Origin of the sequence: Streptomyces venezuelae (assembly GCF_008642355.1) — a bacterium.
Taxonomy (GTDB): Bacteria; Actinomycetota; Actinomycetes; order Streptomycetales; family Streptomycetaceae; genus Streptomyces; species Streptomyces venezuelae_B.
Map to the genome: position 1 here is coordinate 4539339 of NZ_CP029193.1, position 24945 is coordinate 4564283.

Below are 24945 nucleotides of genomic sequence, written 5' to 3' on the forward strand. Positions count from 1 at the left end.
GGGCACATGCCCGGCACAGGTTAGAAAGCGCAGGCAGAACTCCCCATGGGTCTCACGAGCAACAAGGTCCTCGCCCTTGCGGTCTTGCTGGCGGTGCTGTTCATCGTCGGCACGATCTGGCTCTGGCCGCGGCTCGCCCGCCGTAGCTGGAAGGCGGTGGCGGGCCGTGTCGGGCTGCTGCTCGCCACGCAGGTCGCGGTCTTCGCCTCGGTGGGCCTGGCGGCCAACCAGGCCTTCGGCTTCTACGCCACGTGGGCGGACCTCTTCGGCCAGGAGACGGCTCCCGGAGTGGTGGTGGACCACGATCCGGCCAAAGGAGCAGGGCCCGTCAAGGTCGTCGGCACCCAGACGGTGAACGTGCCGGGCGGCGGCCGGCCCTCCGTCGGCGGGCAGATCCAGAAGATCGAGATCGGCGGACAGGTCTCCAAAATAGGCAGCCCCGCCTACGTCTACCTGCCGCCCGAGTACTTCCAGCCGCAGTACAAGGACCGCAAGTTCCCCGCGTCCGTGGTGCTCACCGGATACCCGGGCACCGCCGAGGCGCTCATCAAGGGCCTGCACTACCCGCAGACCGCCCACAAACAGGCGGCCGACGGCAAGATGCAGCCGATGATCCTCGTCATGATGCGGCCGACCGTGGCGCCGCCGCGCGACACCGAGTGCGTCGACGTGCCCGGCGGACCGCAGACCGAGACGTTCTTCGCCAAGGACCTGCCCCGAGCGATATCCAGCCACTACAGGGTGGGCGGCAAGGGACAGAACTGGGGCGTCATCGGCGACTCCACGGGCGGCTACTGCGCGCTGAAGCTCGCCATGCACCACCCGGCCACCTACGGCGCGGGAGCGGGCCTTTCCGCGTACTACAAGGCGCCCATCGACGTCACCACGGGTGACCTCTTCCACGGCGACAAGGAGCTGGAGCGCCACGCCGACCTGGACTGGTACCTGGACCACATGCCGCCGCCCAAGACATCCCTCCTCGTGACCACGAGCAAGAAGGGCGAGGGCAACTACCGCGACACCCTGAAGTTCATCGACAAGGTGAAGGCGCCCACGCGCGTCTCGTCGATCACGCTCGAGAGCGGTGGGCACAACTTCAACACCTGGCGCCGTGAGATCCCCGCGACGCTGGAGTGGATCAGCGGGCGGCTGAGCGCCGACTAGGGCACAGGCCTCCCTAGCTCCTGATCGCCGCCACCGTCTCCAACTCGACCTCCGCGCGGGCGATGTCCCGCGCGTCCGCAGCCGTCGAGCGGCGCAGCGCCTCGTGCAGCCGGGCCGGTGTCAGGACGCCCAGGAAGCGGCCCTCGCTGTCCTTGTCGATGACCGCGATCCAGCCCGCGTCGTGCTGGAGCATCGTCGCGAACGCCTGCTTCAGGCTCGCACCGACCGGCAGCCACGCCTCCATGCGGCGGGCGTGCTCGCGGACCGTCCCGCTCCCCGCGCGCGCGTGCTCGGCGGAGATCCAGCCGTGCAGGTTGTTCCCGCCGTCCAGGACGACGGCCCAGCGCGCGTCGAGCTCTTTCGGCAGCGTGTCGTCGAGGTGCACCACGGGCGGCTGTTCCAGGTCGCCCTCCTCGATCGGTGTCACGGAGAGGCGCTTCAGGCCCCGGTCCGCGCCGACGAAGTCCGCCACGTAGTCGTTCGCGGGCGCCCCGAGGACCGTCGACGGGCTGTCGAACTGCTCGATACGGCCCTCTCCGTAGACCGCGATGCGATCCCCGAGGCGGACCGCCTCCTCGATGTCGTGTGTGACGAAGAGCACCGTCTTGCGCACCGCCTGCTGGAGCCGGAGGAACTCGTTCTGCAGGTGCTCGCGGACGACGGGGTCGACCGCGCCGAAGGGCTCGTCCATCAGCAGCACCGGCGGATCGGCGGCCAGCGCGCGTGCCACGCCCACGCGCTGGCGCTGGCCTCCCGAGAGCTGCTCGGGGTAGCGGTCGCCGAAGACGGCGGGGTCGAGGCCGACCAGGTCGAGGAGTTCGGCGGCGCGCTCGCGGGCCTTGCCGCGCTTGACGCCGAGGAGATGCGGGACGGTCGCCGTGTTCTCGAGGACCGTCTTGTGCGGGAAGAGACCGACCTGCTGGATCACATAGCCGATACGGCGCCGCAGTTGCACGGGATCGATTCCGGATATGTCGTCGCCGTCGACGAATATCCGGCCCTCGCTCGGCTCGATGAGCCGGTTCACCATTTTCATCGTCGTCGTCTTGCCGCAGCCCGACGGGCCCACGAGCGTGACCAGTTCGCCCTCGGCGACCTCGAAGGACAGATCGTCGACGGCCGTGGTGCCGTCCGCGTACCGCTTGGTGACGTGCTCGAACCGGATCATGGTTCCCCATTGTGGAGGGCGGCGAGGGGCTTTGCGTGACGGCCGTGTTGCGGCCGTACAACGACTCACTGCGATTGTCGGTGGTGCGCGTTAGGGTCGCCAGACACGGGGGGACGTGTGTACGGCATACGTTCGGGATTTCGGGGGAGGTGGGGCGCGTGGCCGAGCAGAACTGTCTGGTGACGAACGACTGGATCTGCGGGGAATATCTCCGCTCCCGCAGCCAGGAGTTGATCGACGCGACCCTTGAGCACGTCGGGATCACCGTCGCCTCCGTGGCGATCGGGGTCGCCGTCGCCCTGCCGCTCGCGCTGCTCGCACGGCGCTTCCGCTTCCTCGCGGGTCCGATCCTCGGCGTGACGACCGTGCTCTACTCGGTCCCTTCCCTCGCCATGTTCTCGCTGCTCCTGCCCTTCTTCGGGCTGTCCGTCTCCCTGGTCGTCACGGGCCTCGTCCTGTACTCGCTGACGGTTCTGGTGCGGAACATCCTGGCCGGCCTCCAGGCCGTCCCCGAGGAGGCCAGGGACGCCGCCAAGGGCATGGGGTACGGCCCGTTGAGGCTGCTGTGGGAGGTGGAGCTGCCGCTCGCGCTGCCCGCGCTCCTCGCCGGCGTGCGCATCACCACGGTCTCCACGGTCGCCCTGACCACCGTCGGCGCGATCGTGGACTACGGCGGCCTGGGCACCCTCATCCTCGACGGCCTGGACACGACCTTCAAGGCGCAGGTCCTGACCGCCTCGGTGCTCTGCGTGCTCCTCGCCGTCACCGCCGACCTGCTGCTGCTCGGGCTCCAGCGGCTGCTGACGCCGTGGACGAGAGCCCATCGCACACGGACGAGCCGGGCGTCGCGCAAGGCGGCCGTGACGAAGGTGGCTGAGCCCGCATGAACGCGATCACGGGGGCGTGGGACTGGCTGACCACGGGCGCCAACTGGCAGGGCGAGAAGGGCGTCTGGCACCGCCTCGCCGAGCACCTGTACTTCAGCGGGGTCTGCCTCGCCGTGGCCTGCGCCATCGCGCTGCCCCTGGCGCTGTGTCTCGGGCACATCGGCAAGGGCGGCGCGCTTGCCGTCAACATCTCCAACGTCGGCCGCGCGGTGCCCACGCTGGCCCTGCTTATCCTGCTGACGCTCACGCCCCTCGGCGAGCACGGTGACGCGCCGACGCTGATCGCGCTGGTGCTCTTCGCCGTCCCGCCGCTGCTGACCAACGCCTACCTCGGGATGCGGGAGGTGGACCGCGCGGTGGTGGAGGCCGCGCGCGGGATGGGGATGAGCGGCGGGCAGCTGTTCGCGCGGGTCGAGCTGCCGCTGGCGTACCCGCTGATCATGACCGGCATACGGTCCGCGGGCGTGCAGGTCGTCGCGACGGCCACGCTCGCCGCGATGGCGGGTGAGGGCGGTCTCGGCCGGATCATCACGGCCGGGTTCAACCTGCAGAACACCCCGCAAGTGGTCGCGGGCGCCGTCCTGGTGGCGCTGCTCGCGCTCCTCGTGGAGGGGGTCCTTGTGGTGGCGGGGCGGCTCTTCGATCCGATGCGGCGGTAGGCGGCGGCCGGTGACGGTGGGAGTCGGTCCGTGGCGGTGGGCGTCGGCCCGCGGTCGGCTGTGAGTTCCGAGTTTCTTTCTTTCCTTTCGAAATGGTGGTTCACCGATGAACAGCACAACGCGTCGCGCGCGACGGATGGCAGGGGCGGCCGCGGCCGTCGTGGCGCTGACCGCGGGTCTCGCCGCGTGCGGCGGGGACAGCCTGGAGGACGACGGCAAGGGGTCGGACAAGGCGGGCGGTGACAAGAAGGGCTCGCTCGTGGTGGGTTCCGCGCGGTTCACCGAACAGAAGGTGCTCGCCGAGCTCTACGCGGGCGTCCTGGAGAAGGCCGGTTACGACGCCGAGGTCAAGACCGTGCAGAACCGCGAGATCTACAAGCCCGAACTCAAGAATGGCTCGATCGACGTAGCTCCCGAATACGCGGCGACCCTCGCGGAATTCCTCAACCTGGAGAAGAACGGCCCGAAGGCCGACACGGTTGCCTCCAGCGATCTGGACGCCACGGTGAGCGCGCTCGAGAAGCTCGCGGAGCCGGAGGGCCTGAAGGTGCTCCCGGCCGGTGAGGCGGTCGACCAGAACGCGTTCGCGGTCTCCAAGGAATACGCGAAGGAGCACAAGCTCAAGACGCTCTCGGATCTCGGCAGGTCCGGTGAGAAGGTCAAGATCGCGGCGGGCGACGAATGCGAGTCCCGCCCGTTCTGCGCGCCGGGACTGAAGAAGAAGTACGGCATCGACGTCACCGGAATCGACCCCAAGGGGGTCGGCACCACGCAGTCCAAGCAGGCCGTCAAGAACGGCACGGACCAACTGGTGCTGACCACGACGACCGACGCGACGCTGAAGAACTACGACCTCGTCATCCTCGAGGACGACAAGAAGCTCCAGAACGCGGACAACATCCTTCCCGTGGTGAACGCGAAGGAGGCCGGCGGCAAGGAGATAGCCGAGGCCCTCGGCAAGCTCACGAAGACGCTCACGACGGACGACCTCATCGAACTCAACCGGAAGGTCGACGAGGAGCGTCAGAAGGAAGCGGATGTCGCCGCCGAGTATCTGAAGTCGAAGGGCCTCATCTGAAGATGATCAAGAAAAGCGCCGGGAAGTTCCCCGGTCACAGCGGAAGTTGATCGCTGAATCAGAGCGGAAGAGGGGTGGGGAGTTGCGACGAGTCACGACCGCGGTGACTGCTTTTTGCCGGGCGGGGCACCACACTTCGCCTACGCGCGGTAAGTTTCTGGCCATGCCACGTGGACGCCACCGCCATTCCCCACCCCTGCACCGGCTGCTTCCTCCTACGACGGTCGCAGGCGTTTCGATTCTCAGCGCCGGCGGCGCCTGGATGTTCGCGGAACCCGTCGTGCTCCGCGGGCTCGTCGCGGCCGCGGCCGCCGCTGCCGTCGTCGGCTCGGTCGTCATGCGCCGCTGGGACCAGACGGCCGGCAAGCGCGTCGCCGAGCTCACCCGCGCCCGCGCGAGCGACGAGTGGCGCCACGAGGAACGGATGGCCGAGGCCGAGTCCGACCTCGAGGAGTCCCGCGAACTGCGGGGCAGACTGGAGACGAAGCTGCGCGCCAAGCGTGCGGAGCTCGCGGCCCTGCGCAACGAACACGCCGCGCTCCTGCGCCGGTACGCCACGGCGGAGACGGAGCGGGCCAGCGCTCTGGAGGGGCGGCGGCTGCTCGCCATCGAGGCGACGTCTCCGGAGGCGCCCGCACTGCCTTCGCCTTCGTCGGGGGCGGCCTCGGGATCCGGCGCCGAGGACCTGGTGCCCGCGGTGCGCTCGGGGGCGCCGGGGCGTGTTCCCGGCGCGTCGGCGCCGCGGACGGAGCCGTCTTCGCCCACGGAGACCGGTCCGCGTACGGAGGACGCCCCGCGTACGGAGACTGCCCCGCCCAAGGACGCTTCCGCCGCGCGTGCGCAGGCCTCCGGCAGGCCGGGTGCGTCCCCCACGCCCTCCCTCTTCCTGCGGGCCAACGCGGCGCTCGACCGCATGTCCCGGACCAAGCCACCGCAGGCGGCGCCAGGAGCCGCGCCGGACGCGGAGGACGAGTCGCGGGGGAAGCCCGGGGCGGCCGATGGATACGCCGGGCACGAGCGCGCGGTCGCCGTCGCGCCGCCCGCGCAGTCGCGCCGTCAGGCTCCGCAGGGCGGGTTCGACTTCTTCGGCACGAAGAACGTGGCCCCGGCCGCGCTGGAGTCCGTGCAGAACGAGGACCTCGCCGACGTGGTGGGCGAGGAGGCCCTCGCGGTCCACAAGGCGGAGACCGAGGGCGAGTTCAAGGACGCGCCCGAGGGGGACGCGGCACGTGGCGTGGGCCAGGTCATCGACCTGACGGCCCATGACGAGACGGAGCAGATCGACGTGGGGGAGCTGCGGACCGCCCTGCGGGCGTAACGCTTGGCTGCTGTTCGGCGGCGGCGCAGCGTGACCATCGGTGGCGGCGGCGCGGGGTGACCAGGGGCGCGGGGAACCGCGCACCCGGCCACGACGCGCCCGCAGCCGCCGGACGCGCCCGCAGCCGCGAGGACGGGCCCGCCACGAAAGGCGGGGGCAGCGCAGCCGTGTCCCCGCGCGTCAGGTCATCCAGCGGTCAGGGATGGCCTCCCTGCGGCCCGTTCGGGAGCGGTCCGCCTGGGCGTGGAGGAGTGTCGCCGCCTCGTCCGCGGGGCGCAGGCGGGCCGCCACCGTCTTGTTGGCGCCCGTGTCCACCCGTACGTCCGCGACGCCCTTGAACCGCTCCCAGGGGCCCTGGGAGAGCCGTACGCTCTGGACCTTCGCGTGCGGGACGAGGGACAGGCGGCGTCTGAGCAGACCGTGGCGGGCCGCGAAGACCTCGTCGGTGACCGCCAGGCCGTAACCCCTCCACCACAGCGGCGCACACCACGCCGCACGCGCGGGAGGCCGCACGAGCTCCGTCGGCTCCGGCACGCGCACCCCCGGCAGGACCCGCCCGATCACCTCGTCGGCGAGCTCCCGCGGCGCGACCGGGACCAGCACGCTGTTCGCCGAGCCCGCCACGTCCAGCTCCACCCGTACCCAGCCGCGCCGCCGCCACAGCAACGGCTGCACCACGTGCACCGTCTGCACCCGGCCGGGCGGCACCGTCTCGTGGGCCTTGTCGAGCAGCCCGTGGTCGATGCGGATGCCGTCGGGCGATTCGCCCACCGTCCAGTCGTACTCCTTGATGAAACGCCCGCCGCTGCTCGCGAAGGCGCCGCCCAGCATCGGGACGGCGGCCCCGAGGGTCGTCCACAGGCTGTGGGTGCCGAACCAGATGAAGGCGGGCACCAGGGACGCCGCGAGGAGTGCCCCCCAGGGCGCGCCGGTGAGCAGCAGGGAGTGGGCGAGCATGCGCGGCTGGACGTGCAGCAGTCCCCGGACGGGCGCCTCGCCGACCTCGCGCGCCTCCTCGGGGACGAAACCGGCCGCCCGCGCGAGGAGTTCGGCCCGCAGTTCGGCCGCTTCGCGCTCGCCCAAGTAAGCCAGCTCGTCCTTCTTCTCCGCCCCGACCACGTCCAGTTTGAGCTTGGCGACCCCCGCGATGCGGGCGAGCAGCGGACGTGTCACGTCGACGGCCTGGAGCCGGTCCAGGCGGATGTGGGCGGTGCGCCGGAAGAACAGGCCGGTGCGGATGCGCAGCTCGGTGTCGGTGACCGAGAAGTGCGTGAACCACCAGCTCAGGAAGCCGTAGAGGGCGCCGCCGACGACCACGGCGACGCTGCCGAGGAGGAGGGTGGTGGCGGTCAGCGCGGAGAGGCGCTGCTGCGTGCCGTTCGGGTCGTGGACGGCCCAGCCCACCAGGACCGCGCAGGGCGCCCAGGCGCGGCGCAGCGGCGTGACGGGGTGCAGGCGCCGCTCGGGCACGGTGTCGTCCGCCCCGGGGCGGGCCGCGTCCGCCGCTTCCCGTACGCCGTTCACGGCGCCGTCGTCCCGTGCGCCCTTCACAGCCCCGCCGATCGGGCTTCGCCGAGTTCCGTCAGCCGGTCGCGCAGCCGTTCCGCCTCCTCGGGGAGGAGCCCGGGGATACGCGCGTCGGTGGCCGCCGCGGCGGTGTGCAGCTGGACGCTCGCGAGTCCGAAGCGGCGCTCCAGGGGCCCCGAGGTCACCTCGACGAGCTGCATCCGGCCGTACGGCACGACCGTCTCCTCGCGCCAGAGCACGCCCCGGCTGATGAGCAGGTCGTCGGCCCGCTCCGCGTACCGCCACGAGCGCCAGTTGCGGCCGAGCACCGGCCAGCCCCAGGCGACGACGGCGAGCGGTATCAGCGCGAACGCGGCCCAGGCAGGGCCCACGAACAGGCCGAGCGGGATTCCGACGGCCGCCGCGAGCGGCACGAACCAGACCACCAGCAGGAGCCGGCGCAGCCTCAGCAGTCCCCGCGGCAGTCCCGTCCACACCGGCTCGGTCCGCTCCCGAGCCGGCCCTGCGGGCCCCGCTGTCCCCGTGTTCATGGCTCAAGCGTACGTAGCGCCGCTGACACGGCGGCGCGTGCGAGAGACTGTGGCCATGAGTCCCACGACGGAGACCACCACGGAGACCACGCTCGGCATCGGCGGAGCGGCCGAGAGCACCGACATGGTGCTCAACATCGGCCCCCAGCACCCGTCCACGCACGGCGTGCTCCGCCTCCGCCTGGTCCTGGACGGCGAGCGCATCCAGCACGCGGAGCCGGTCATCGGCTACATGCACCGCGGTGCGGAGAAGCTCTTCGAGGCGCGGGACTACCGGCAGATCGTGATGCTGGCCAACCGCCACGACTGGCTCTCGGCGTTCTCGAACGAGCTGGGCGTCGTCCTGGCCGTGGAGCGGATGCTCGGCATGGAGGTCCCGGAGCGCGCCGTCTGGATGCGCACGCTCCTCGCCGAGCTCAACCGCGTACTGAACCACCTGATGTTCCTCGGGTCCTACCCGCTCGAACTGGGCGGCATCACGCCGGTGTTCCACGCGTTCCGCGAGCGCGAGGAGCTCCAGAACGTGATGGAGGAGATCTCCGGCGGCCGCATGCACTACATGTTCAACCGCGTCGGCGGCCTCAAGGAGGACCTGCCCGCCGGATGGACCACCCGCGCGCGGGAGGCGGTCGCGTCGGTCCGGTCGCGCATGGACGTGTACGACCGGCTCGTCCTCGGCAACGAGATCTTCCGGGGCCGCACGCGCGGCGTCGGCGTCCTCACTCCGGAGGCGGTGCATGCCTACGGAGTGAGCGGGCCCATCGCCCGCGCCTCCGGAGTCGACTTCGACCTGCGCCGTGACGAGCCGTATCTGGCGTACGGCGAGCTCCAGGACACGCTGAAGGTCGTCACGCGTGAGGAGGGCGACTGCCTGGCCCGCTTCGAGTGCCTCCTGGAGCAGACCCACAACGCCCTGGATCTCGCGGACGCCTGCCTGGACCGGCTCGGCGAGCTTCCGCAGGGGCCGGTCAACCAGCGCCTGCCGAAGGTCCTGAAGGCCCCCGAGGGCCACACGTACGCGTGGACCGAGAACCCCCTCGGCATCAACGGCTACTACCTCGTCAGCAAGGGCGAGAAGACGCCGTACCGCCTCAAGCTGCGCTCGGCCTCGTACAACAACATCCAGGCGCTGACCGAACTGCTCCCGGGGCAGCTGGTCGCGGACATGGTGGCCATCCTGGGGTCGCTGTTCTTCGTGGTCGGCGACATCGACAAGTAAGGCGTCGGCGGCAGGCAGGGCGTCATTCGGCGAGCAGTGGGTCCAGAGCGACACCCACGGGCTGCAGCAGCCACCCGAAGTCGCCGAGTCCGCCGGGCGCGGTCAGCTCGGCGGCCTCTCCCGCGCGCGTGAGGGCGCGGACGTACGCCGTCGGGTCGCTGGAGGCGAGCGCCAGCGGCGGGCGCCCGCCGCGCACCCCGAGGGCGCCGAGCGCGGCCCGCTGGGTGAGCAGCGCGGCGCCGTCCCCCGCGCAGGCGTCGAGCGCCACATGGGCCGTGATGTCGCAGCTGCCGTCGGGCAAGGGCGCCGTCTCGCGGCCCTCCCTGAAGCCCGTCAGCGTCCCGAAGGGCGGGCGTGCGTCACGGGTGTGGGCGTAGTCGACGGCGACCGCGAGGCCGCGCTTCACAGCTGCCGCGGCGGACGCCCACGCCTCGTCCCTGGGGCGACCGATCTCCGCGCGCAGGCCCGGCTCGGGGCCGAGGGGCCACCAGCGCGCCAGCCACTCCGCGTCGGGCCCGTCCACCGGCCCGCCCGGCGTCTCGGCGCCGTCACCGTCCACGAGCACCCGGCGCGGCACCCCGTCGGCGGCCACCTCGACGACGTCCACGGGGACGTTGTCCAGCCACTCATTGGCGAACAGCAGACCCGTGACGCCGACCGGTGGGGTGCTGCGCCACTCGATGCGCGGGTCGAGGTCCGCCGGGCGCTCGGCGAGCTCCACGGCGTACACACGCACGCGTGCCGCCACCTCCGGGGGAAGCGCGGCGAGGACGGCCGTGGTGAGTTCGCCGCGACCCGCCCCCATGTCCACGAAGGCCACCTCGTCCGGGTGACCGAGTGCCGCGTCCAGGCGGGACAGCAGACGGGCCACGGCGCCCGCGTAGAGGGGCGAGGCGTGCACGGAAGTCCGGAAGTGACCGGCGGGGCCCTCGGGGCGGCGGTAGAAGCCCTGAGGGCCGTACAGGGCTGCCTCCGTGGCCTCGCGCCAGCCGCGCGCGACGGCGGTGCGCTGCGCTTCCTTGTCGTTCGTCACAGACCGCAGGCTAAGCGGGCCTCCACCTTGGGGAGTACATGTACCTGCTACGGATCGGACCTTCGGTTGACCCGGGGGCGCCGATGGCCTGCCTACGCTGGGTTACGTGCAGCGCCTCTATGACTTCCTCCGCAGACACCCGACATGGGTCGACGGCTTCTGGGCCTTCGTCCTGCTCGGGATCTCCGGGATCGGCCTGGTCTCCATGGCCGAGGGGGCCGGGCGCGGTCCGCAGGCCCTGTCGGTCCCCGTCGCCATCGGGTTCGCCCTGGTGATGACGCTGCGCCGCCGCGCCACCGAGAAGATGCTGGTGCTCGCCGCGGTCCTCGGATTCCTGCAGCTCGTCTTCAACGTGGAGACGATGCCCGCGAACTTCGCCATGCTGGTGATCGTCTACACCGCCGCCGCCGACGGACCCCGCTGGGCGTCGCGCTTCGCGCTGATCGGCGGGCTGTGCGCGGCCCCGCTGGCGATGATGCGCTGGCCCGCGGAGAACACCAGCGCCTTCGGGCTCGTCCTCTTCACGATGTTCCAGATCGTGCCGTTCGCGCTCGCCTGGGTCCTCGGCGACTCCATCCGCACCCGCCGCGCCTACTTCGCGCAGCTTGAGGAGCGCGCCGACCGCCTGGAGAAGGAGCGCGAGGCGCAGGCGAAGGTCGCGGTGGCGGCCGAGCGGGCCCGGATCGCCCGCGAGCTGCACGACGTCGTGGCGCACAACGTCTCGGTGATGGTGGTCCAGGCCGACGGCGCCGCGTACGTCATGGACACGGCTCCCGACCAGGCGAAGAAGGCCCTGGAGACCATCTCGGGCACCGGCCGCCAGGCCCTCGCGGAGATGCGCAGGCTGCTCGGTGTGCTGCGCACCGGGGAGCCCGAGGAGAGCGGCGAGTACGTCCCGCAGCCCGACGTCGAGCAGCTCGACGAACTCATCGAACAGGTCCGCACGGCGGGCCTGCCCGTCGACTACAAGGTGGAGGGCACCCCGCGCCCCCTGCCCAGCGGCGTCGAGCTCACCGCGTACCGCATCGTGCAGGAAGCCCTCACCAACACCCGCAAGCACGGGGGTGAGAACGCCGGGGCGAGCGTGCGCCTCGTCTACTTCGACGACGGCCTCGGGCTGCTGGTCGAGGACGACGGCAAGGGCGCCCCGCACGAGCTGTACGAGGACGGCGGGGCAGACGGCAGCGGGCACGGCCTGATCGGCATGCGCGAGCGGGTCGGCATGGTCGGCGGCACACTCGACGCGGGGCCACGTCCCGGCGGCGGCTTCCGGATCAGTGCGCTGCTGCCGCTGAAACCCGCACACTGAGCACATCGCCCCACAGGCTTTTCGACCCCACAGCCCTTTGGAAGGACCCTTGATGTCGATCCGTGTGATGCTCGTCGACGACCAGGTGCTGCTGCGCACCGGGTTCCGGATGGTGCTCGCCGCCCAGCCGGACATGGAGGTCGTCGCGGAGGCGGGCGACGGCGTGGAGGCTCTGGAGGTGCTGCGCGGGACCGAGGTCGACGTGGTCCTGATGGACGTCCGCATGCCGAAGCTCGACGGCGTGGAGACGACCCGGCGCATCTGCCAGGACGCGAACCCGCCGAAGGTCCTGATCCTGACCACGTTCGACCTCGACGAGTACGCCTTCTCGGGGCTGAAGGCCGGGGCGTCCGGCTTCATGCTCAAGGACGTGCCCCCGGGGGAGCTGCTCGCCGCGATCCGGTCCGTGCACAGCGGTGACGCGGTGGTCGCGCCGTCCACGACGAGGCGGCTCCTGGACCGTTTCGCGCCGATGCTGCCGAACGCCGGCGGGCAGCCGCAGCACAAGCACCTGGAGCGCCTCACGGACCGCGAGCGCGAGGTCATGGTGCTGGTCGCGCAGGGCCTGTCGAACGGCGAGATCGCCGCGCGGCTCGTCCTGTCGGAGGCGACCGTGAAGACGCACGTCGGACGCATCCTGACCAAGCTGGACCTGCGGGACCGGGTGCAGGTGGTGGTCCTCGCGTACGAGACGGGGCTCGTGCGGGCCGGGGGCGGCTCCTAGGGCGTACGAGCCCTGCGGGGCAGGCCGAGCGCTGGGGCGGGCTAGCGCAGCACGCCCTCTATGAAGTCGCTGCCCAGGCGGGACACGACGCTGATGTCCAGCTGGTGCTGGACGTAGCGCCCCCTGCGGCGCGTGGTGATCAGGTCCGCCTTCTTCAGGACGCTCAGGTGCCGGGATATCTCCGGCGCCGTCATGCCGTGCGCGTCGGCCAGCTCGCTCGTGGTGTACGCCCCGCGCGCGAGGTGGCGGCACAGGCGCATCCGCACCGGGTGGGCGAGCGCGGACATGCGGCGGGTCAGCTGCTCCACGGTGGGCGGCGAGGTGAGGCCGGGGGTGCTGATCGGGTACGTGATCGACGCCTGCCAGCCCCTGCGGTGCAGCACCCACAGATGCGGCCAGCCGAGGCTCGTCGGCACGATCGTCAGGCCTCCTGAGCCGGTGGTGGTCCGGCCGTCGGACATCTTGTCCACGGTGATGACCTGACCGCTCTCGTCCAGGGACACCGCCCCGGAGATGGCCTTCAGGGCCTCCGCGAGCCCCTTGCGCCGCAGCAGTTCGGTCTTGTGCCGGGCGTCCGCGGCCAGTTGGTGGTGCACGCGGGCCCAGGTGTCGGCGAAGAAGGCCTCGTCGCAGTCCTCCATGAGCGTGCGGAACCACGCGCGGACGACGGGCGGATCCTCCAGGAGCCGCTTGGTGAAGCGCACCTGGTGCGGGCCGCGCGCGGCGGCGAGGTCCAGTGCGCGCCGCTGCACGGCGGGGTCGGAGAGGAGCTTGCGGTCCGGTTCCGTGTACGTCGACTGGCAGGTGAACTCCAGGGCCGCGTCCACGAACTGTTCGTCGCTCAGCTTGTCCAGCTGGTCGAGCTCCTCGGCGAGCGTGGCCCCAGGGAGCTCGCTCTGGCCGGGCAGCCCGGCGAAGGGCGCGAACACGTCCGAGAACGTCGTGCGCCACAGGAAGTCGGCCTCGCAGAGGCGGTCCGCGAGGCAGGGGTCCAGGCGCGTGGACACGGCGGTCACCCAGCCCTGCAGCCCCGGGTGGTGGCCGGGCTCGGACAGGGCGTGCAGCGACATGCCGAGTTCGGACAGGGGCGAGGGCACGACGTGGATGCGCTCCAGGGCCAGCCCGCTGATGTCGATGCTCACGCTCATGGCCCCATGGTGCACCTCGCCACCGACAGCGTGGCCGCCGATTGACGGCGCTCGTCAATCGACGCGACGCGGACGGCGGGAGGGGCGCAGGCTTGTGGTCGCAGGGAGGCCGCGGCAGCGCCGCCGTGGCCGGCCCCCGGCTGTCATCCCCGACCCCATCCGTCGCTGTCGACGACCGAGCAGGGGCACGACCAGCCCATCGATGTCCGTTAAGTACTATTTATACCGAGAGGTTGTCCGTCATGAGCGTCACCCAGCAGTTCCTCCTCGACTCCTACCGCGCCGCGCAGCACGGCGGGCCGACGCCGCCCGCGCCCGGACAGCACGACTGGCAGGCGGTCCGCGAGGTCCGCGACTACGGCCGCTTCCGCGCGGTCCTGGCCGAACGTCCCGCACGCGGCCGGGTCCGCGCCGCCCTGGCCCGCCTCACCCGGGGATCCGTCGTACGAACTCCGCGACCGCTTCCCTGACGTCATGGGCCGCCCACTTGAGGCCCTCTTCGGTCACGGTGACCTCCGTGACCGAGAGGCCGGGCGGCCCGTCCGGGAACCAGCGCCCGAACAGCAGCGTGCCGGTCTCCTCCGCCTGCCCGAGACACGCCTCGTTCAGTACGTCGGGGGCGTACGGCAGCCACACCTGGAACTGGTGCGTGTGCGGGCGCTCCGGATGCACCCGCGACCAGGACACCCCCGCGGCCGCGAACCCCTCGTGCAGCGCGTCGGCCACCACGCGCGCGTGGGCGACGTACTCCGGCAGCCGGGGCAGCGTGTGCTTCAGGCCGACGAGGGCCGAGACCGCGACGGGGAACTGCTGGAACAGCTGCCCTCCGTAGCGGTGGCGCCACACCCTCGCCTCCTCGACGAGCGTGCGCGGACCGGCCAGCGCGGCGCCGCTCAGCCCCTCGAGGGACTTGTAGAACGACACGTACACGGAGTCGGCGAGACCGGCGATCTCCGCGAGGCCGCGACCGAAATGCGCCGTGCACTCCCACAGCCGCGCGCCGTCGAAGTGCACGACCGCGTCCCTCTCGCGGGCCGCCGCCACGACCGCCTCCAGCTCCTCCCACTCCGGCAGGACGAAACCCGCGTCCCGGAGCGGCAGTTCGAGCATCAGCGTCCCGAAAGGCTCCTCGAAGTCCCGCACTTCGTCCGCCGTCGGCAGTCGCGGCTCACGCGTCGGATGCACCGTCCGCAACCCGCTGACCACGGAGAACGCGGACCCTTCGTGCACTTCGGGATGTGCCTTGGGGTGCAGTGCCACCGTCGCGTTCCCCGTACGGCCCGCCCAGCAGCGCAGCGCGACCTGCTGCGCCATCGTGCCGGTCGGGAAGAACGCGGCGTCCTCCGTGCCGAGCAGCCGCGCGACCTCGCCCTCCAGGGTGGCGACGACGCCGTTGCCGTACACGTCGGTGGAGGCCTCGGGGCCGACCACGTCGGGAGCCGCCGCGGCCAGCGCCGACAGGCGCTCGGTCAAGGGGACGTTCAGGACGGAACGGTGCAGGGTCCGGGCGGCGCCCACGGCGGCGGCACGTCGGCGGGCTGCCTCGAGTTCGTCGGCGTCGGGCGTGTCGGGCGTCGCCTGAGGGTCCGGCCGGTCTTCTACTGCGCTTTCGAAGGGCATCCTCCGAGCATGGCCCGTTCACCGCTCACCGGTCATATGAATAACCACAGCCTGTGGACAGCCGAAGACGCGGCGCCAACCAATCGCGTTAACATGACGAGAAATCGTCCGGTACCCCGAGCGGACTGGAACGGAAGGCGCCGCCGCGTGAACGCATCGCATCAGCCAGACCCGCGGGACCGCCCCGCGAGGCTCACCGTGGGAGTCGTGGGAGCGGGCCGGGTGGGACCCGCGCTCGCCGCGTCACTGCAGCTCGCGGGCCACCGTCCGGTGGCCGCGTCCGGCGTGTCCGACGCGTCGGTGCGAAGGGCCGCCGCCCTGCTCCCCGACGTCCCCCTCGTCCCGCCCGCCGAGGTCCTCGAACGCGCCGACCTGGTGCTCCTGACCGTCCCCGACGACGCGCTCCCCGGCCTCGTCGAGGGCCTCGCCGAGACCGGCGCCGTCCGCCCCGGCCAACTGCTCGTCCACACCTCCGGGCGGTACGGCACACAGGTCCTCGAACCCGCCCTGCGCGCCGGAGCCCTGCCGCTCGCGCTGCACCCCGCCATGACCTTCACCGGCACCGCCGTCGACGTGCAGCGCCTCGCCGGATGCTCCTTCGGGGTGACCGCCCCCGAGGAGCTTCGGCTCGCCGCCGAAGCCCTGGTCATCGAGATGGGCGGCGAGCCCGAGTGGATCGCCGAGGAGAACCGCCCGCTCTATCACGCGGCCCTCGCGCTGGGCGCGAACCACCTGGTCACCCTGGTCGCCGAGTCCATGGACCTGCTGCGCGACGCGGGCGTCGCCGCCCCCGACCGCATGCTCGGACCGCTGCTCGGCGCCGCCCTCGACAACGCGCTCCGCTCGGGCGACGCGGCACTCACCGGACCCGTCGCGCGCGGGGACGCGGGCACCGTCGCCGCCCATGTCGCCGAGTTGCGCGAGCACGCGCCGCAGACCGTCGCTGGGTACCTCGCGATGGCCCGCGCCACCGCCGACCGCGCGCTCGCCCACGGCCTGCTCAAGCCCGAGCTCGCCGAGGACCTCCTCGGGGTCCTCGCCGACGGAGGCGACGGGGGCCGCGGCGCCACCGGAACCGGCGGCGGACCCGAAGGGGGAAACCGATGAGCACGCGCACCACGCTGCTGCACACCGCGGAGTCACTCCGCACGCGCGCGCGTGCGGGCCGCCGGGCCGTCGTCATGACCATGGGTGCCCTGCACGAGGGACACGCCTCCCTGGTCCGGGCCGCACGCCGCGTCGCGGGACCCGAGGGCGAGGTCGTCGTCACGGTCTTCGTGAACCCGCTCCAGTTCGGCGCCGGCGAGGACCTCGACCGCTACCCGCGCACCCTCGAAGCCGACCTCAAGATCGCCGAGCAGGCCGGGGCGGACATCGTGTTCGCCCCCTCCGTGGACGAGGTGTACCCGGGCGGTGAACCCCAGGTCCGCGTCGGCGCGGGCCCCATGGGCACCGTCCTCGAAGGCGTCACGCGCCCCGGGCACTTCGACGGCATGCTCACCGTCGTCGCCAAGCTGCTGCACCTCACCGCGCCCGACGTGGCGCTCTTCGGGCAGAAGGACGCGCAGCAGCTCGCCCTGATCCGCCGCATGGTCCGCGACCTCAACTTCCCGGTCGAGATCGTCGGCGTCCCCACCGTCCGCGAGGAAGACGGCCTGGCCCTCTCCAGCCGCAACCGCTACCTCGCCCCGGCCGAGCGGCGCACCGCGCTCGCCCTCTCCCAGGCCCTCTTCGCGGGCCGCGACCGGCACGCCGCCCAGGAGGCGCTGCGCGCACGGGCCGCCAGTGCCCCCGCCTCACGCGCGCGTGCCGTCGCCCTGAGCGAGATCGGCGAGTCCCGCGCGGCGGCCGACGCACACGCCGTGGCGGAGTCCGCCGAGCCCTCCGCGACCGGCGGACCCGCCGCCGTCGTCGCCGCGGCCCGCCTCGTTCTCGACGAGGCCGCCCGCCTGGTCCCCCCGCTGGAGCTGGACTACGTGGCGCTGGTGGACCCCGCCGACTTCACCGAGGTCCGCCCCGACCACCGCGGTGAGGCCGTCCTCGCCGTGGCCGCCCGGGTCGGCTCGACGCGCCTCATCGACAACATCCCGCTGACGTTCGGAGTCCCCGCATGAGTGCCACCGGCATACGGCTGCATGCGCCCGCCCCCGGCTGGTCCCTCGACGCCGACATCGTGGTCGTCGGCTCCGGAGTGGCCGGGCTGACCGCCGCCCTGCGCGGCGCTGCCGCGGGACTCAGGACGGTCGTGGTGACCAAGGCCCGCCTGGACGCGGGCTCCACGCGCTGGGCGCAGGGCGGTGTCGCCGCGGCGATCGGCGAGGGCGACACACCCGAGGAGCACCTGGACGACACGCTCGTGGCGGGCGCGGGCCTCTGCGACGAGGAGGCCGTGCGGACCCTCGTCACCGAGGGCCCCGGTGCCGTACGCCGCCTCATCGAGACCGGCGCGCACTTCGACAGGGACTCCGAAGGCGCCATCGAGCTGGCCCGCGAGGGCGGCCACCACCGGCGCCGCATCGCGCACGCGGGCGGCGACGCGACCGGCGCGGAGATCTCCCGCGCCCTCGTCGAGGCGGTCCGCGCGCGCGGCATCCCGACGATCGAGAACGCGCTGGTCCTCGACCTCCTCACCGACGCCGACGGTCACACCGCCGGTGTCTCCCTGCACGTCATGGGGGAGGGCCAGCACGACGGCGTGGGCGCCGTCCACGCCCCCGCGGTCGTCCTCGCCACCGGCGGCATGGGCCAGGTCTTCTCCGCGACCACGAACCCGTCCGTCTCCACGGGCGACGGCGTCGCGCTCGCCCTGCGCGCGGGCGCGGAGGTCTCCGACCTCGAATTCGTGCAGTTCCACCCCACGGTGCTGTTCCTCGGCACCGACGCCGAGGGCCAGCAGCCGCTGGTCTCCGAGGCCGTGCGAGGCGAGGGCGCGCACCTCGTGGACGCCGACGGCGTGCGCTTCATGGTCGGACAGCACGAGCTGGCCGAGCTGGCGCCCCGCGACATCGTCGCCAAGGGCATCATGCGCCGCATGCAGGAGAAGGGCGCCGACCACATGTTCCTCGACGCCCGCCACTTCGGCGCCGAGATGTGGGAGAACCGCTTCCCGACGATCCTGGCCGCCTGCCGCGCGCACGGCATCGACCCCGTCACCGAGCCCATCCCCATCGCCCCCGCCGCGCACTACGCCTCGGGCGGCGTCCGCACCGACCGGCACGGCCGCACCACCGTCCCGGGGCTCTACGCCTGCGGGGAGGTCGCCTGCACCGGCGTGCACGGCGCCAACCGGCTCGCCTCCAACTCCCTCCTCGAAGGCCTGGTCTACGCCGAGCGCATCGCCGACGACATCGTGGCGCAGCACGCGGAGAACACCCTCCACGCGCGCGTGCCGGCTCCCGTCACACCCTCCGGGCCCCCGACGCACCCCCTCCTCCCGGCCGAGGCCCGCTTCGCCATCCAGCGCGTCATGACCGAAGGCGCCGGAGTCCTCCGCTCCGCCTCGTCCCTCAGCGAGGCCGCCGCACAGCTGGCCCGCATCCACGCCGAGGCGGCGGGCGCCCTCGCCGAGCACGGCAAGACGGCCGAGCCCGGCGTCGACACCTGGGAGACCACCAACCTCCTGTGCGTCGCCCGCGTCCTGGTGGCCGCCGCCCAGCGCCGCGAGGAGACCCGCGGCTGCCACTGGCGCGAGGACCACGCCGACCGCGACGACGCGGCCTGGCGGCGCCACATCGTCGTACGCCTCAATCCGGACAGGACCCTGGCGGCGCACACGACCGAGACCCACGACTTCCCTCCGACCCGTCCCAGTCCCCAGGAGCAGTGACCGTGAGCACCCCCGACGACCTCCCCCTCGCCGCCCCCTCAGCCGCAGGCGGTGGCTGCGGCGACGCCTGCGGCTGCGGCGGTGACGACGCCTACGACGCCCTGGAGTGCGGCCTCGACCCCGCGCTCGTACAGCTCCTGACCGAAGCAGGACTCGATCCCGTGCAGATCGAGGACATCGCGCACATGGCCATCGAGGAGGACCTGGCGGGCGGGGTGGACGTCACCACGGCGGCCACCATCCCCGAGGACGCCGTCGCCACCGCCGACTTCGCGGCGCGCGAGGCGGGCACCGTCGCGGGTCTCCGCGTCGCCGAGGCCGTCATCTCCGTGGTGTGCGAGGAGGAGTTCGAGGTCGAGCGGCACGTCGAGGACGGCGACCGCGTCGCCGCCGGTGACGTGCTCCTCAGCGTCACCACCCGCACCCGCGACCTGCTCACCGCCGAACGCAGCGCGCTGAACATCCTGTGCCGTCTCTCCGGCATCGCGACCGCCACGCGCGCGTGGGCCGACGCCCTCGACGGCACGAAGGCGAAGGTCCGCGACACCCGCAAGACGACGCCGGGCTACCGCGCCCTGGAGAAGTACGCGGTCCGCATGGGCGGCGGCGTCAACCACCGCATGTCGCTCGCCGACGCGGCCCTGGTCAAGGACAACCACGTGGTCGCCGCGGGCGGCGTCGCCCAGGCCTTCGAGGCCGTGCGCGAGCAGTTCCCTGAGGTGCCGATCGAGGTCGAGGTCGACACGCTCCACCAGCTGCGCGAGGTCGTCGACGCGGGCGCCGACCTGATCCTCCTGGACAACTTCACGCCCGGCGAGACGGCGGAGGCCGTCGCCCTCGTCGACGGCCGCGCGTTCCTGGAGTCCTCGGGCCGCCTCACCCTGGAGAACGCCCGCGCGTACGCCGAGACGGGCGTCGACTACCTCGCCGTGGGCGCCCTCACCCACTCGTCCCCGATCCTCGACATCGGCCTCGACCTGCGAGAAGCGGTGCGCGACTGATGCTCCTCACCATCGACGTGGGCAACACCCACACCGTCCTCGGCCTCTTCGACGGCGAGGACATCGTCGAGCACTGGCGGATCTCCACGGACGCGCGCCGCACCGCCGATGAACTGGCCGTGCTCCTCAACGGCCTGATGGGCATGCACCCCCTGCTCGGCGACGAGCTCGGCGACGGCATCGACGGCATCGCCATCTGCTCGACCGTCCCCTCGGTCCTGCACGAACTGCGCGAGGTCACGCGCCGCTACTACGGAGACGTGCCCGCCGTCCTCGTCGAGCCCGGCATCAAGACCGGCGTGCCGATCCTCATGGACAACCCCAAGGAGGTCGGCGCCGACCGCATCATCAACGCGGTGGCGGCGGTCGAGCTCTACGGCGGCCCGGCGATCGTCGTCGACTTCGGCACCGCCACGACCTTCGACGCGGTGTCCGCGCGCGGGGAGTACGCGGGCGGGGTCATCGCTCCCGGCATCGAGATCTCCGTGGAGGCTCTCGGTGTACGAGGCGCTCAGCTCCGGAAGATCGAACTGGCCCGACCGCGCAGCGTCATCGGCAAGAACACGGTGGAGGCCATGCAGGCGGGCATTCTGTACGGCTTCGCGGGGCAGGTCGACGGGGTCGTGAACCGGATGGCCCGCGAGCTGGCGGGCGCGGGCGGCGATCCGGACGACGTCACGGTCATCGCCACGGGTGGCCTGGCCCCCATGGTCCTCGGCGAGGCGTCGGTCATCGACGAGCACGAACCGTGGCTGACGCTGATCGGGCTCCGGCTCGTCTACGAGCGGAACGTTGCCCGTAGCTGACCGATTGCCGCCGATCGGTGCTCGGCCTGTGTGCACTACGCCGCCGCTTCTGCAAGAGTCTGCGCTGGACGGGGACTTGAGTGGGTGTGGGGCGGGCTGGGGCGGATGAGGCACAAGAAACGACTGTGGTGGGTGGGTGTTGTGGCGGTGGCCGCGGTGCTCTTCGGCTCCGCGCCGGCGGCGTACGCGGCTTCGCCCGCCTCGGCCCCCCTTGCGGGGGCCGGGGCGGGGGTCCTTCCCTGGCTCGCCGTCGCGGCGGTCGCCGCGCTCGGTGTCGGCGCGGTGGCCTACGCGCTGGCTCGTCGCCGCGCGGACTGACCCTCCGGGGTGCGGGGCCCCCGCGGCGCCTCCTCGGGCCGGAGCCCAAGCCCGCCGCTTCGCAACGGATCACTCCCGCCCGCCCGCTCGTTCGCCCCGCGACGTTCAGCGGGAGGAGGGGCATCCCCACCGGGCCGCAGCCGCCCACGCGCCGGAGGGGACGTGGGGGCCGCCCCCACCCAAGGCGACCCGCCAGAATTGGCGTTAAGCGGATTTTGTCCGATTAGCGCGTATCGTCAGTCCATGCCCACGCCATACGGATCCCGGGGCGGCATGGCCTTCAGCGCGGAGGAGCTTCGTGTGCTCCGTCGCGCCCTGGGTCTCGCCCTGCACCCCAGCCCCGTCCGCGACGAGGACGTCCAGGACTGTCTCCGGCTCGCCGAATCGGTCGACGAAGCGGTGCGCGAGGGCGCCAGGCTGCGCGCGTTCCTCGTGGCCGACCTCGCCCGCTACCGTGCCGCCCTGCCCGGCACCGCCGCCGGCTACCTCGCCCTCCTCGACGACGTCCTGAGCGGCGGCTACCAGCCGACCCCCGACGACCTCGCCGCCCTGCGCGCCCTGCGCGGCAACGCCACCGCCGCCGCACTGCTGGACCGGTGCCGCGGCATCGCCGAGCGCGCCGTACGCGCGCGCCTCGCGGGCCGGGCCGTCCCCGTGACCGCCCCCGCGGCCCCCCTGTCCCCCCTCCCCATCCCGGCCTCCCGCACCCGCCTCCTCGCCCTACCGGGTGGGGCGGGCGCCACAGGTGCCACGGCCGCTGCGGGAGCGACGGGGGCCACGGGTGTCACCGCCGCCGCACCCGGACCGCGTCAGCCGTCCGAACGCCCCGACCCCGCCTCTCCGCGCCCCGTCCCCACCCCCGCCGAGGTCTTCCCGCCCAAGCGGCGGCCCGAGGCGCCCGGCACGCCAGCCGCTCCCGGCACGCCAGCCGCTCCCGCGGACCCGCCGCAGCAGCTCGTCGCGGGCTAGCTACTCTGGAGGGCATGGACTACGTTTCCGCGCTCGTGCCCCCCGTAGTGATGGCCGTGTTCTTCACGGGGCTCATCGTGACGATCGTGAAGACCCAGGGCGGTGCCAACAAGGCCAAGGAGGACGCGGCCGTCGACGCCGCGATCTCCCGCGCCGAAGCCGTCCGGCAGACCCCGAAGACCGGCAGCGCCTGACCCGCCCCCCTCGGGGCCCGGCGTACGACTCGTGTGTCCTTCGAGTCGTACGCCCTTTTTGTTGCGGAAGTTGCATAAATTAGAGGTACGCCACGTCCCTCACGGATCACGCCAATAGTGACGTCTCCCACTATTGTTCTGCTGTGCCTCGTCCATTGGGAGAACTCGAAGACTCAGTCATGACGCGGGTGTGGAAGTGGAACCGCCCCGTGACCGTTCGAGAAGTCCTGGAAGACCTTCAGGAGGAACGGTCCATCGCGTACACGACCGTGATGACCGTTTTGGACAATCTCCATCAGAAGGGCTGGGTGCGTCGCGAAGCGGAAGGCCGCGCCTATCGATATGAGGCGGTCTCCACTCGTGCCGCCTACGCAGCCGCACTGATGAACGAAGCCTGGTCCCGGAGCGACAACCCCGCCGCCGCACTCGTCGCCTTCTTCGGCATGATGTCGGCGGAACAGCGGGAAGCGCTGAGCGACGCGATGCGTATCGTCCAAGGCCCCGAAGTCGCGCAACGCTCCGAAGTCGCCCAACCCCCTGAAGTCACCCGACCCCCCGAGAACCCCGCCTCCGTCGAGCGCGATGCAGAGCGATAGCGTCCGCTTCATGCCAGCAGAGGTCCCCGAACGCAACGAAGTCAGCGAACTCAGCGCAAAAGCGGTCTCCGTCCGGAGGGCGCGAACCTCCGATGTGCCGGGCGTCCGCCGCCTCCTCGACTCCTACGTCCGCGAGCGCATCCTCCTGGACAAAGCGACGGTGACGCTTTACGAGGACATCCAGGAGTTCTGGGTGGCGGAACGCGACGACAACGCGGAGTTGGTCGGCTGCGGCGCTCTGCACGTCATGTGGGAAGACCTCGCCGAAGTACGCACACTCGCGGTGAATCCCGAGGTCAGGGGTGCCGGAGTGGGGCATCAGCTGTTGGGCAAGTTGCTGCAGACCGCCGGGTGGCTCGGCGTCCGCAAGGTTTTCTGTCTCACCTTCGAAGTCGACTTCTTCGCGAAGCACGGCTTCGTGGAGATCGGCGAGACTCCGGTCGACGGAGATGTCTACAGCGAGCTCCTGCGTTCCTATGACGAGGGCGTCGCCGAGTTCCTCGGCCTCGAACGAGTGAAACCGAACACCTTGGGCAACAGCCGGATGCTTCTGCATCTGTGATCGTCACCCGGTATTCCCGACCGTCCCCTGCCCAGGTGGGCTATGTCCGAAACGCGCACGTTTCCAGGGTTCTAGGGGTGCCCGGTCTCTCCCAGGGGTTTGTGTTTTTCCAGCAAAAGCGGTTTGCTTTCCGACGTACTGCAGTACTGCATATAACAGGGGCCGGTGAATCGACGGCGCGTGTCGTGCGGCTTGCGGCCCGGTCTCACAGTTATCGATGAAAGGAAATCCGGTGGCACAGAAGGTTCAGGTCCTTCTTGTCGATGACCTCGACGGTGGCGAGGCAGACGAGACCGTGACGTTTGCGCTGGACGGCAAGTCGTACGAGATCGACCTCACCACGGCCAACGCGGACAAGCTCCGCGGTGCCCTTGAGGACTTCGTCAAGGCCGGCCGGCGTACCGGTGGCCGTGCGGGCGGTCGCGGCAAGGCGCGCGCCGCCGCCACGAGCGGTGGCCAGGACACGGCCGCCATCCGTGCCTGGGCGAAGGAGAACGGTTTCGAGGTCAACGACCGCGGCCGCGTTCCCGCGTCCATTCGCGAGGCCTACGAGAAGGCCAACGGCTGACGGCTGCGACGCCGCAGCCGGACCCGGTGGCACTGCGTTGCCGCCGTGTCCACGAGCCGTACGAGACCGGAGCCCACGGCGGGATCGCTGTGGTGCGCCGTCCCTCCTTCCCCCACCCCGGGCAGGGACGGGAGCGCGGGCAGCGTCGGCTCCACCTCACAGCCGGGCTCCGGGGGTCGCAGCCAGACGGCGGCCCCCCGCGAGCCGGACCACCCCGGGGGCGTCGGCGCGACGATCCGCCCGCCCGCCCCGACCGCGGTGAGCCCGAGGGGGATGTCCCCCCACTCCAGCCAGTCGAGCAGCCCCGGCAGCTCGTCCGCGCTGCCGGCGCTCACCCAGAGGCGCATCGTTTCCCCGCGCAGTGCCACCGGCGCCTTCGGTCCGAGGTGGCGCAGCGCCGCGAAACCCGCCTCCGCGGGAAGTTCCAGGACGTCGAAGCGGAGCCCCGTGAGGAGCCGCGCGGGTCCTGGCTCGGGGGCGGTCGCCCAGCCGAGTTCGTTCTCGTACCACTGCCGCACCGGGTCGCTCTGCTCGACCGGTACCCGGGGCTGAGGAACTGTGGGGGCCATGTCGGGGCAACAGTCGCGACGGCGCCCGGGTTACGCAGGGTGGCGGCATGTGTGCGGTGTGTGGCCGGAAAGAGGGCGTGAGGACGTGTTCGGCGGCGCAAGGGTGTTCGCCCGTAGCTGAGGGAACCGGGGCGCGCCGCATGGAGTGTCAG

Annotated in this window: 27 protein-coding genes; 20 read left to right on the plus strand and 7 right to left on the minus strand. The window is 71.9% G+C overall.

Annotated features, from left to right (window positions below; translation table 11 throughout):
- Positions 1–45: 45 nt before the first annotated feature.
- Positions 46–1164, plus strand: a complete 1119-nt coding sequence (locus tag DEJ47_RS21075; protein WP_150170582.1) for an alpha/beta hydrolase — start codon at positions 46–48, stop codon at positions 1162–1164.
- A 13-nt stretch (positions 1165–1177) separates the two neighbouring features.
- Here DEJ47_RS21075 and DEJ47_RS21080 read toward each other — a convergent pair whose 3' ends face one another.
- On the minus strand, positions 1178–2332 hold the full coding sequence (locus DEJ47_RS21080) for an ABC transporter ATP-binding protein (RefSeq protein WP_150170584.1): 1155 nt from the start codon (positions 2330–2332) through the stop codon (positions 1178–1180).
- 158 nt (positions 2333–2490) lie between these two features.
- Here DEJ47_RS21080 and DEJ47_RS21085 point away from each other — a divergent pair, with 158 nt between their 5' ends.
- From DEJ47_RS21085 to DEJ47_RS21100, 4 genes are all read left to right on the plus strand, one after another.
- Positions 2491–3219, plus strand: coding sequence for an ABC transporter permease (locus DEJ47_RS21085; RefSeq protein WP_150170586.1), 729 nt, complete (start codon positions 2491–2493; stop codon positions 3217–3219).
- The gene (locus DEJ47_RS21090; protein WP_150170589.1) at positions 3216–3878 is read left to right on the plus strand and encodes an ABC transporter permease; all 663 of its coding nucleotides are present in this window, start codon (positions 3216–3218) and stop codon (positions 3876–3878) included. Before DEJ47_RS21085 ends, DEJ47_RS21090 begins: the two co-directional genes overlap by 4 nt.
- 106 nt (positions 3879–3984) lie before the next feature.
- Entirely contained in the window at positions 3985–4956 is a 972-nt protein-coding gene (locus tag DEJ47_RS21095) for an ABC transporter substrate-binding protein (protein ID WP_150170591.1), read from the plus strand.
- 163 nt (positions 4957–5119) lie between these two features.
- Positions 5120–6274 carry a hypothetical protein gene (locus DEJ47_RS21100; RefSeq protein ID WP_150170593.1) on the plus strand — a complete coding sequence of 385 codons (1155 nt, stop codon included), beginning with the start codon at positions 5120–5122 and terminating at the stop codon, positions 6272–6274.
- Between the two features lie 180 nt (positions 6275–6454).
- Here DEJ47_RS21100 and DEJ47_RS21105 read toward each other — a convergent pair whose 3' ends face one another.
- Positions 6455–7798, minus strand: a complete 1344-nt coding sequence (locus DEJ47_RS21105; RefSeq protein WP_190415801.1) for a PH domain-containing protein — start codon at positions 7796–7798, stop codon at positions 6455–6457.
- A gap of 23 nt (positions 7799–7821) precedes the next feature.
- Positions 7822–8331, minus strand: coding sequence for a PH domain-containing protein (locus tag DEJ47_RS21110; protein ID WP_150170595.1), 510 nt, complete (start codon positions 8329–8331; stop codon positions 7822–7824).
- Positions 8332–8386: 55 nt separating this feature from the next.
- Here DEJ47_RS21110 and DEJ47_RS21115 point away from each other — a divergent pair, with 55 nt between their 5' ends.
- Positions 8387–9550 carry an NADH-quinone oxidoreductase subunit D gene (locus DEJ47_RS21115; protein ID WP_150170597.1) on the plus strand — a complete coding sequence of 388 codons (1164 nt, stop codon included), beginning with the start codon at positions 8387–8389 and terminating at the stop codon, positions 9548–9550.
- Positions 9551–9572: 22 nt separating this feature from the next.
- Here DEJ47_RS21115 and DEJ47_RS21120 read toward each other — a convergent pair whose 3' ends face one another.
- Complete coding sequence (locus tag DEJ47_RS21120; protein ID WP_150170600.1) at positions 9573–10583, minus strand: SAM-dependent methyltransferase; 1011 nt, start codon at positions 10581–10583, stop codon at positions 9573–9575.
- Between the two features lie 106 nt (positions 10584–10689).
- On the opposite strand from DEJ47_RS21120, the gene DEJ47_RS21125 reads away from it, so the two are divergent.
- Together DEJ47_RS21125 and DEJ47_RS21130 are read left to right on the plus strand one after the other, a co-directional pair.
- A complete protein-coding gene (locus DEJ47_RS21125) occupies positions 10690–11892 on the plus strand; it encodes a sensor histidine kinase (RefSeq protein WP_150170602.1) in 1203 nt (400 codons plus the stop codon).
- A 52-nt stretch (positions 11893–11944) separates the two neighbouring features.
- Positions 11945–12616 (plus strand): response regulator transcription factor, encoded by a 672-nt coding sequence (locus tag DEJ47_RS21130; protein WP_150170604.1) that lies wholly within the window; start codon positions 11945–11947, stop codon positions 12614–12616.
- Positions 12617–12657: 41 nt separating this feature from the next.
- Here the strand turns inward: DEJ47_RS21130 and DEJ47_RS21135 are convergent, their stop codons facing one another.
- Positions 12658–13764, minus strand: coding sequence for a DUF5937 family protein (locus DEJ47_RS21135; protein ID WP_150170606.1), 1107 nt, complete (start codon positions 13762–13764; stop codon positions 12658–12660).
- A gap of 242 nt (positions 13765–14006) precedes the next feature.
- Here DEJ47_RS21135 and DEJ47_RS21145 point away from each other — a divergent pair, with 242 nt between their 5' ends.
- A complete protein-coding gene (locus DEJ47_RS21145; protein ID WP_150170608.1) occupies positions 14007–14234 on the plus strand; it encodes a hypothetical protein in 228 nt (75 codons plus the stop codon).
- On the opposite strand, the gene DEJ47_RS21150 is transcribed toward DEJ47_RS21145, so the two are convergent.
- Positions 14191–15384, minus strand: a complete 1194-nt coding sequence (locus tag DEJ47_RS21150; RefSeq protein WP_150170610.1) for a threonine aldolase family protein — start codon at positions 15382–15384, stop codon at positions 14191–14193. The two genes, DEJ47_RS21145 and DEJ47_RS21150, sit on opposite strands and share 44 nt — an antisense overlap.
- Before the next feature lie 147 nt (positions 15385–15531).
- Between DEJ47_RS21150 and DEJ47_RS21155 the strand changes: the two genes are divergently transcribed.
- The 11 genes from DEJ47_RS21155 to DEJ47_RS21205 all read left to right on the plus strand — a co-directional run bounded on the left by DEJ47_RS21155 (position 15532) and on the right by DEJ47_RS21205 (position 24224).
- The gene (locus tag DEJ47_RS21155) at positions 15532–16491 is read left to right on the plus strand and encodes a Rossmann-like and DUF2520 domain-containing protein (RefSeq protein ID WP_150170612.1); all 960 of its coding nucleotides are present in this window, start codon (positions 15532–15534) and stop codon (positions 16489–16491) included.
- Complete coding sequence (gene panC, locus DEJ47_RS21160) at positions 16488–17498, plus strand: pantoate--beta-alanine ligase (RefSeq protein WP_150170614.1); 1011 nt, start codon at positions 16488–16490, stop codon at positions 17496–17498. The genes DEJ47_RS21155 and panC overlap by 4 nt, the downstream gene beginning before the upstream one ends.
- Positions 17495–19210 (plus strand): L-aspartate oxidase, encoded by a 1716-nt coding sequence (locus tag DEJ47_RS21165; RefSeq protein ID WP_150170616.1) that lies wholly within the window; start codon positions 17495–17497, stop codon positions 19208–19210. The genes panC and DEJ47_RS21165 overlap by 4 nt, the downstream gene beginning before the upstream one ends.
- Before the next feature lie 2 nt (positions 19211–19212).
- On the plus strand, positions 19213–20211 hold the full coding sequence (nadC, locus tag DEJ47_RS21170) for a carboxylating nicotinate-nucleotide diphosphorylase (protein ID WP_150170619.1): 999 nt from the start codon (positions 19213–19215) through the stop codon (positions 20209–20211).
- On the plus strand, positions 20211–21017 hold the full coding sequence (locus tag DEJ47_RS21175) for a type III pantothenate kinase (protein WP_150170621.1): 807 nt from the start codon (positions 20211–20213) through the stop codon (positions 21015–21017). The genes nadC and DEJ47_RS21175 overlap by 1 nt, the downstream gene beginning before the upstream one ends.
- 105 nt (positions 21018–21122) lie before the next feature.
- Positions 21123–21335 carry a hypothetical protein gene (locus DEJ47_RS21180; RefSeq protein ID WP_150170623.1) on the plus strand — a complete coding sequence of 71 codons (213 nt, stop codon included), beginning with the start codon at positions 21123–21125 and terminating at the stop codon, positions 21333–21335.
- A gap of 273 nt (positions 21336–21608) precedes the next feature.
- A complete protein-coding gene (locus tag DEJ47_RS21185) occupies positions 21609–22304 on the plus strand; it encodes a hypothetical protein (protein WP_223828724.1) in 696 nt (231 codons plus the stop codon).
- 14 nt (positions 22305–22318) lie between these two features.
- Positions 22319–22498 carry a hypothetical protein gene (locus tag DEJ47_RS21190; protein WP_150170627.1) on the plus strand — a complete coding sequence of 60 codons (180 nt, stop codon included), beginning with the start codon at positions 22319–22321 and terminating at the stop codon, positions 22496–22498.
- A 155-nt stretch (positions 22499–22653) separates the two neighbouring features.
- On the plus strand, positions 22654–23094 hold the full coding sequence (locus tag DEJ47_RS21195; protein ID WP_223828434.1) for a BlaI/MecI/CopY family transcriptional regulator: 441 nt from the start codon (positions 22654–22656) through the stop codon (positions 23092–23094).
- A 10-nt stretch (positions 23095–23104) separates the two neighbouring features.
- On the plus strand, positions 23105–23656 hold the full coding sequence (locus DEJ47_RS21200; RefSeq protein WP_150170629.1) for an amino-acid N-acetyltransferase: 552 nt from the start codon (positions 23105–23107) through the stop codon (positions 23654–23656).
- A gap of 232 nt (positions 23657–23888) precedes the next feature.
- Entirely contained in the window at positions 23889–24224 is a 336-nt protein-coding gene (locus DEJ47_RS21205; RefSeq protein ID WP_150170631.1) for a histone-like nucleoid-structuring protein Lsr2, read from the plus strand.
- Here the strand turns inward: DEJ47_RS21205 and DEJ47_RS21210 are convergent.
- A complete protein-coding gene (locus tag DEJ47_RS21210; RefSeq protein ID WP_150170633.1) occupies positions 24203–24793 on the minus strand; it encodes an SCO3374 family protein in 591 nt (196 codons plus the stop codon). The genes DEJ47_RS21205 and DEJ47_RS21210 overlap by 22 nt on opposite strands.
- Between the last annotated feature and the right edge of the window lie 152 nt (positions 24794–24945).

Coding starts and splice junctions, on each gene's coding strand:
- DEJ47_RS21075 (WP_150170582.1), top strand. CDS start 46: ATGGGTCTCACGAGCAACAAGGTCCTCGCCCTTGCGGTCTTGCTGGCG.
- DEJ47_RS21080 (WP_150170584.1), bottom strand. CDS start 2,332: ATGATCCGGTTCGAGCACGTCACCAAGCGGTACGCGGACGGCACCACG.
- DEJ47_RS21090 (WP_150170589.1), top strand. CDS start 3,216: ATGAACGCGATCACGGGGGCGTGGGACTGGCTGACCACGGGCGCCAAC.
- DEJ47_RS21095 (WP_150170591.1), top strand. CDS start 3,985: ATGAACAGCACAACGCGTCGCGCGCGACGGATGGCAGGGGCGGCCGCG.
- DEJ47_RS21100 (WP_150170593.1), top strand. CDS start 5,120: ATGCCACGTGGACGCCACCGCCATTCCCCACCCCTGCACCGGCTGCTT.
- DEJ47_RS21110 (WP_150170595.1), bottom strand. CDS start 8,331: ATGAACACGGGGACAGCGGGGCCCGCAGGGCCGGCTCGGGAGCGGACC.
- DEJ47_RS21115 (WP_150170597.1), top strand. CDS start 8,387: ATGAGTCCCACGACGGAGACCACCACGGAGACCACGCTCGGCATCGGC.
- DEJ47_RS21130 (WP_150170604.1), top strand. CDS start 11,945: ATGTCGATCCGTGTGATGCTCGTCGACGACCAGGTGCTGCTGCGCACC.
- DEJ47_RS21135 (WP_150170606.1), bottom strand. CDS start 13,764: ATGAGCGTGAGCATCGACATCAGCGGGCTGGCCCTGGAGCGCATCCAC.
- DEJ47_RS21145 (WP_150170608.1), top strand. CDS start 14,007: ATGAGCGTCACCCAGCAGTTCCTCCTCGACTCCTACCGCGCCGCGCAG.
- DEJ47_RS21150 (WP_150170610.1), bottom strand. CDS start 15,384: ATGCCCTTCGAAAGCGCAGTAGAAGACCGGCCGGACCCTCAGGCGACG.
- panC (WP_150170614.1), top strand. CDS start 16,488: ATGAGCACGCGCACCACGCTGCTGCACACCGCGGAGTCACTCCGCACG.
- DEJ47_RS21165 (WP_150170616.1), top strand. CDS start 17,495: ATGAGTGCCACCGGCATACGGCTGCATGCGCCCGCCCCCGGCTGGTCC.
- DEJ47_RS21175 (WP_150170621.1), top strand. CDS start 20,211: ATGCTCCTCACCATCGACGTGGGCAACACCCACACCGTCCTCGGCCTC.
- DEJ47_RS21180 (WP_150170623.1), top strand. CDS start 21,123: ATGAGGCACAAGAAACGACTGTGGTGGGTGGGTGTTGTGGCGGTGGCC.
- DEJ47_RS21185 (WP_223828724.1), top strand. CDS start 21,609: ATGGCCTTCAGCGCGGAGGAGCTTCGTGTGCTCCGTCGCGCCCTGGGT.
- DEJ47_RS21190 (WP_150170627.1), top strand. CDS start 22,319: ATGGACTACGTTTCCGCGCTCGTGCCCCCCGTAGTGATGGCCGTGTTC.
- DEJ47_RS21200 (WP_150170629.1), top strand. CDS start 23,105: ATGCCAGCAGAGGTCCCCGAACGCAACGAAGTCAGCGAACTCAGCGCA.
- DEJ47_RS21210 (WP_150170633.1), bottom strand. CDS start 24,793: ATGGCCCCCACAGTTCCTCAGCCCCGGGTACCGGTCGAGCAGAGCGAC.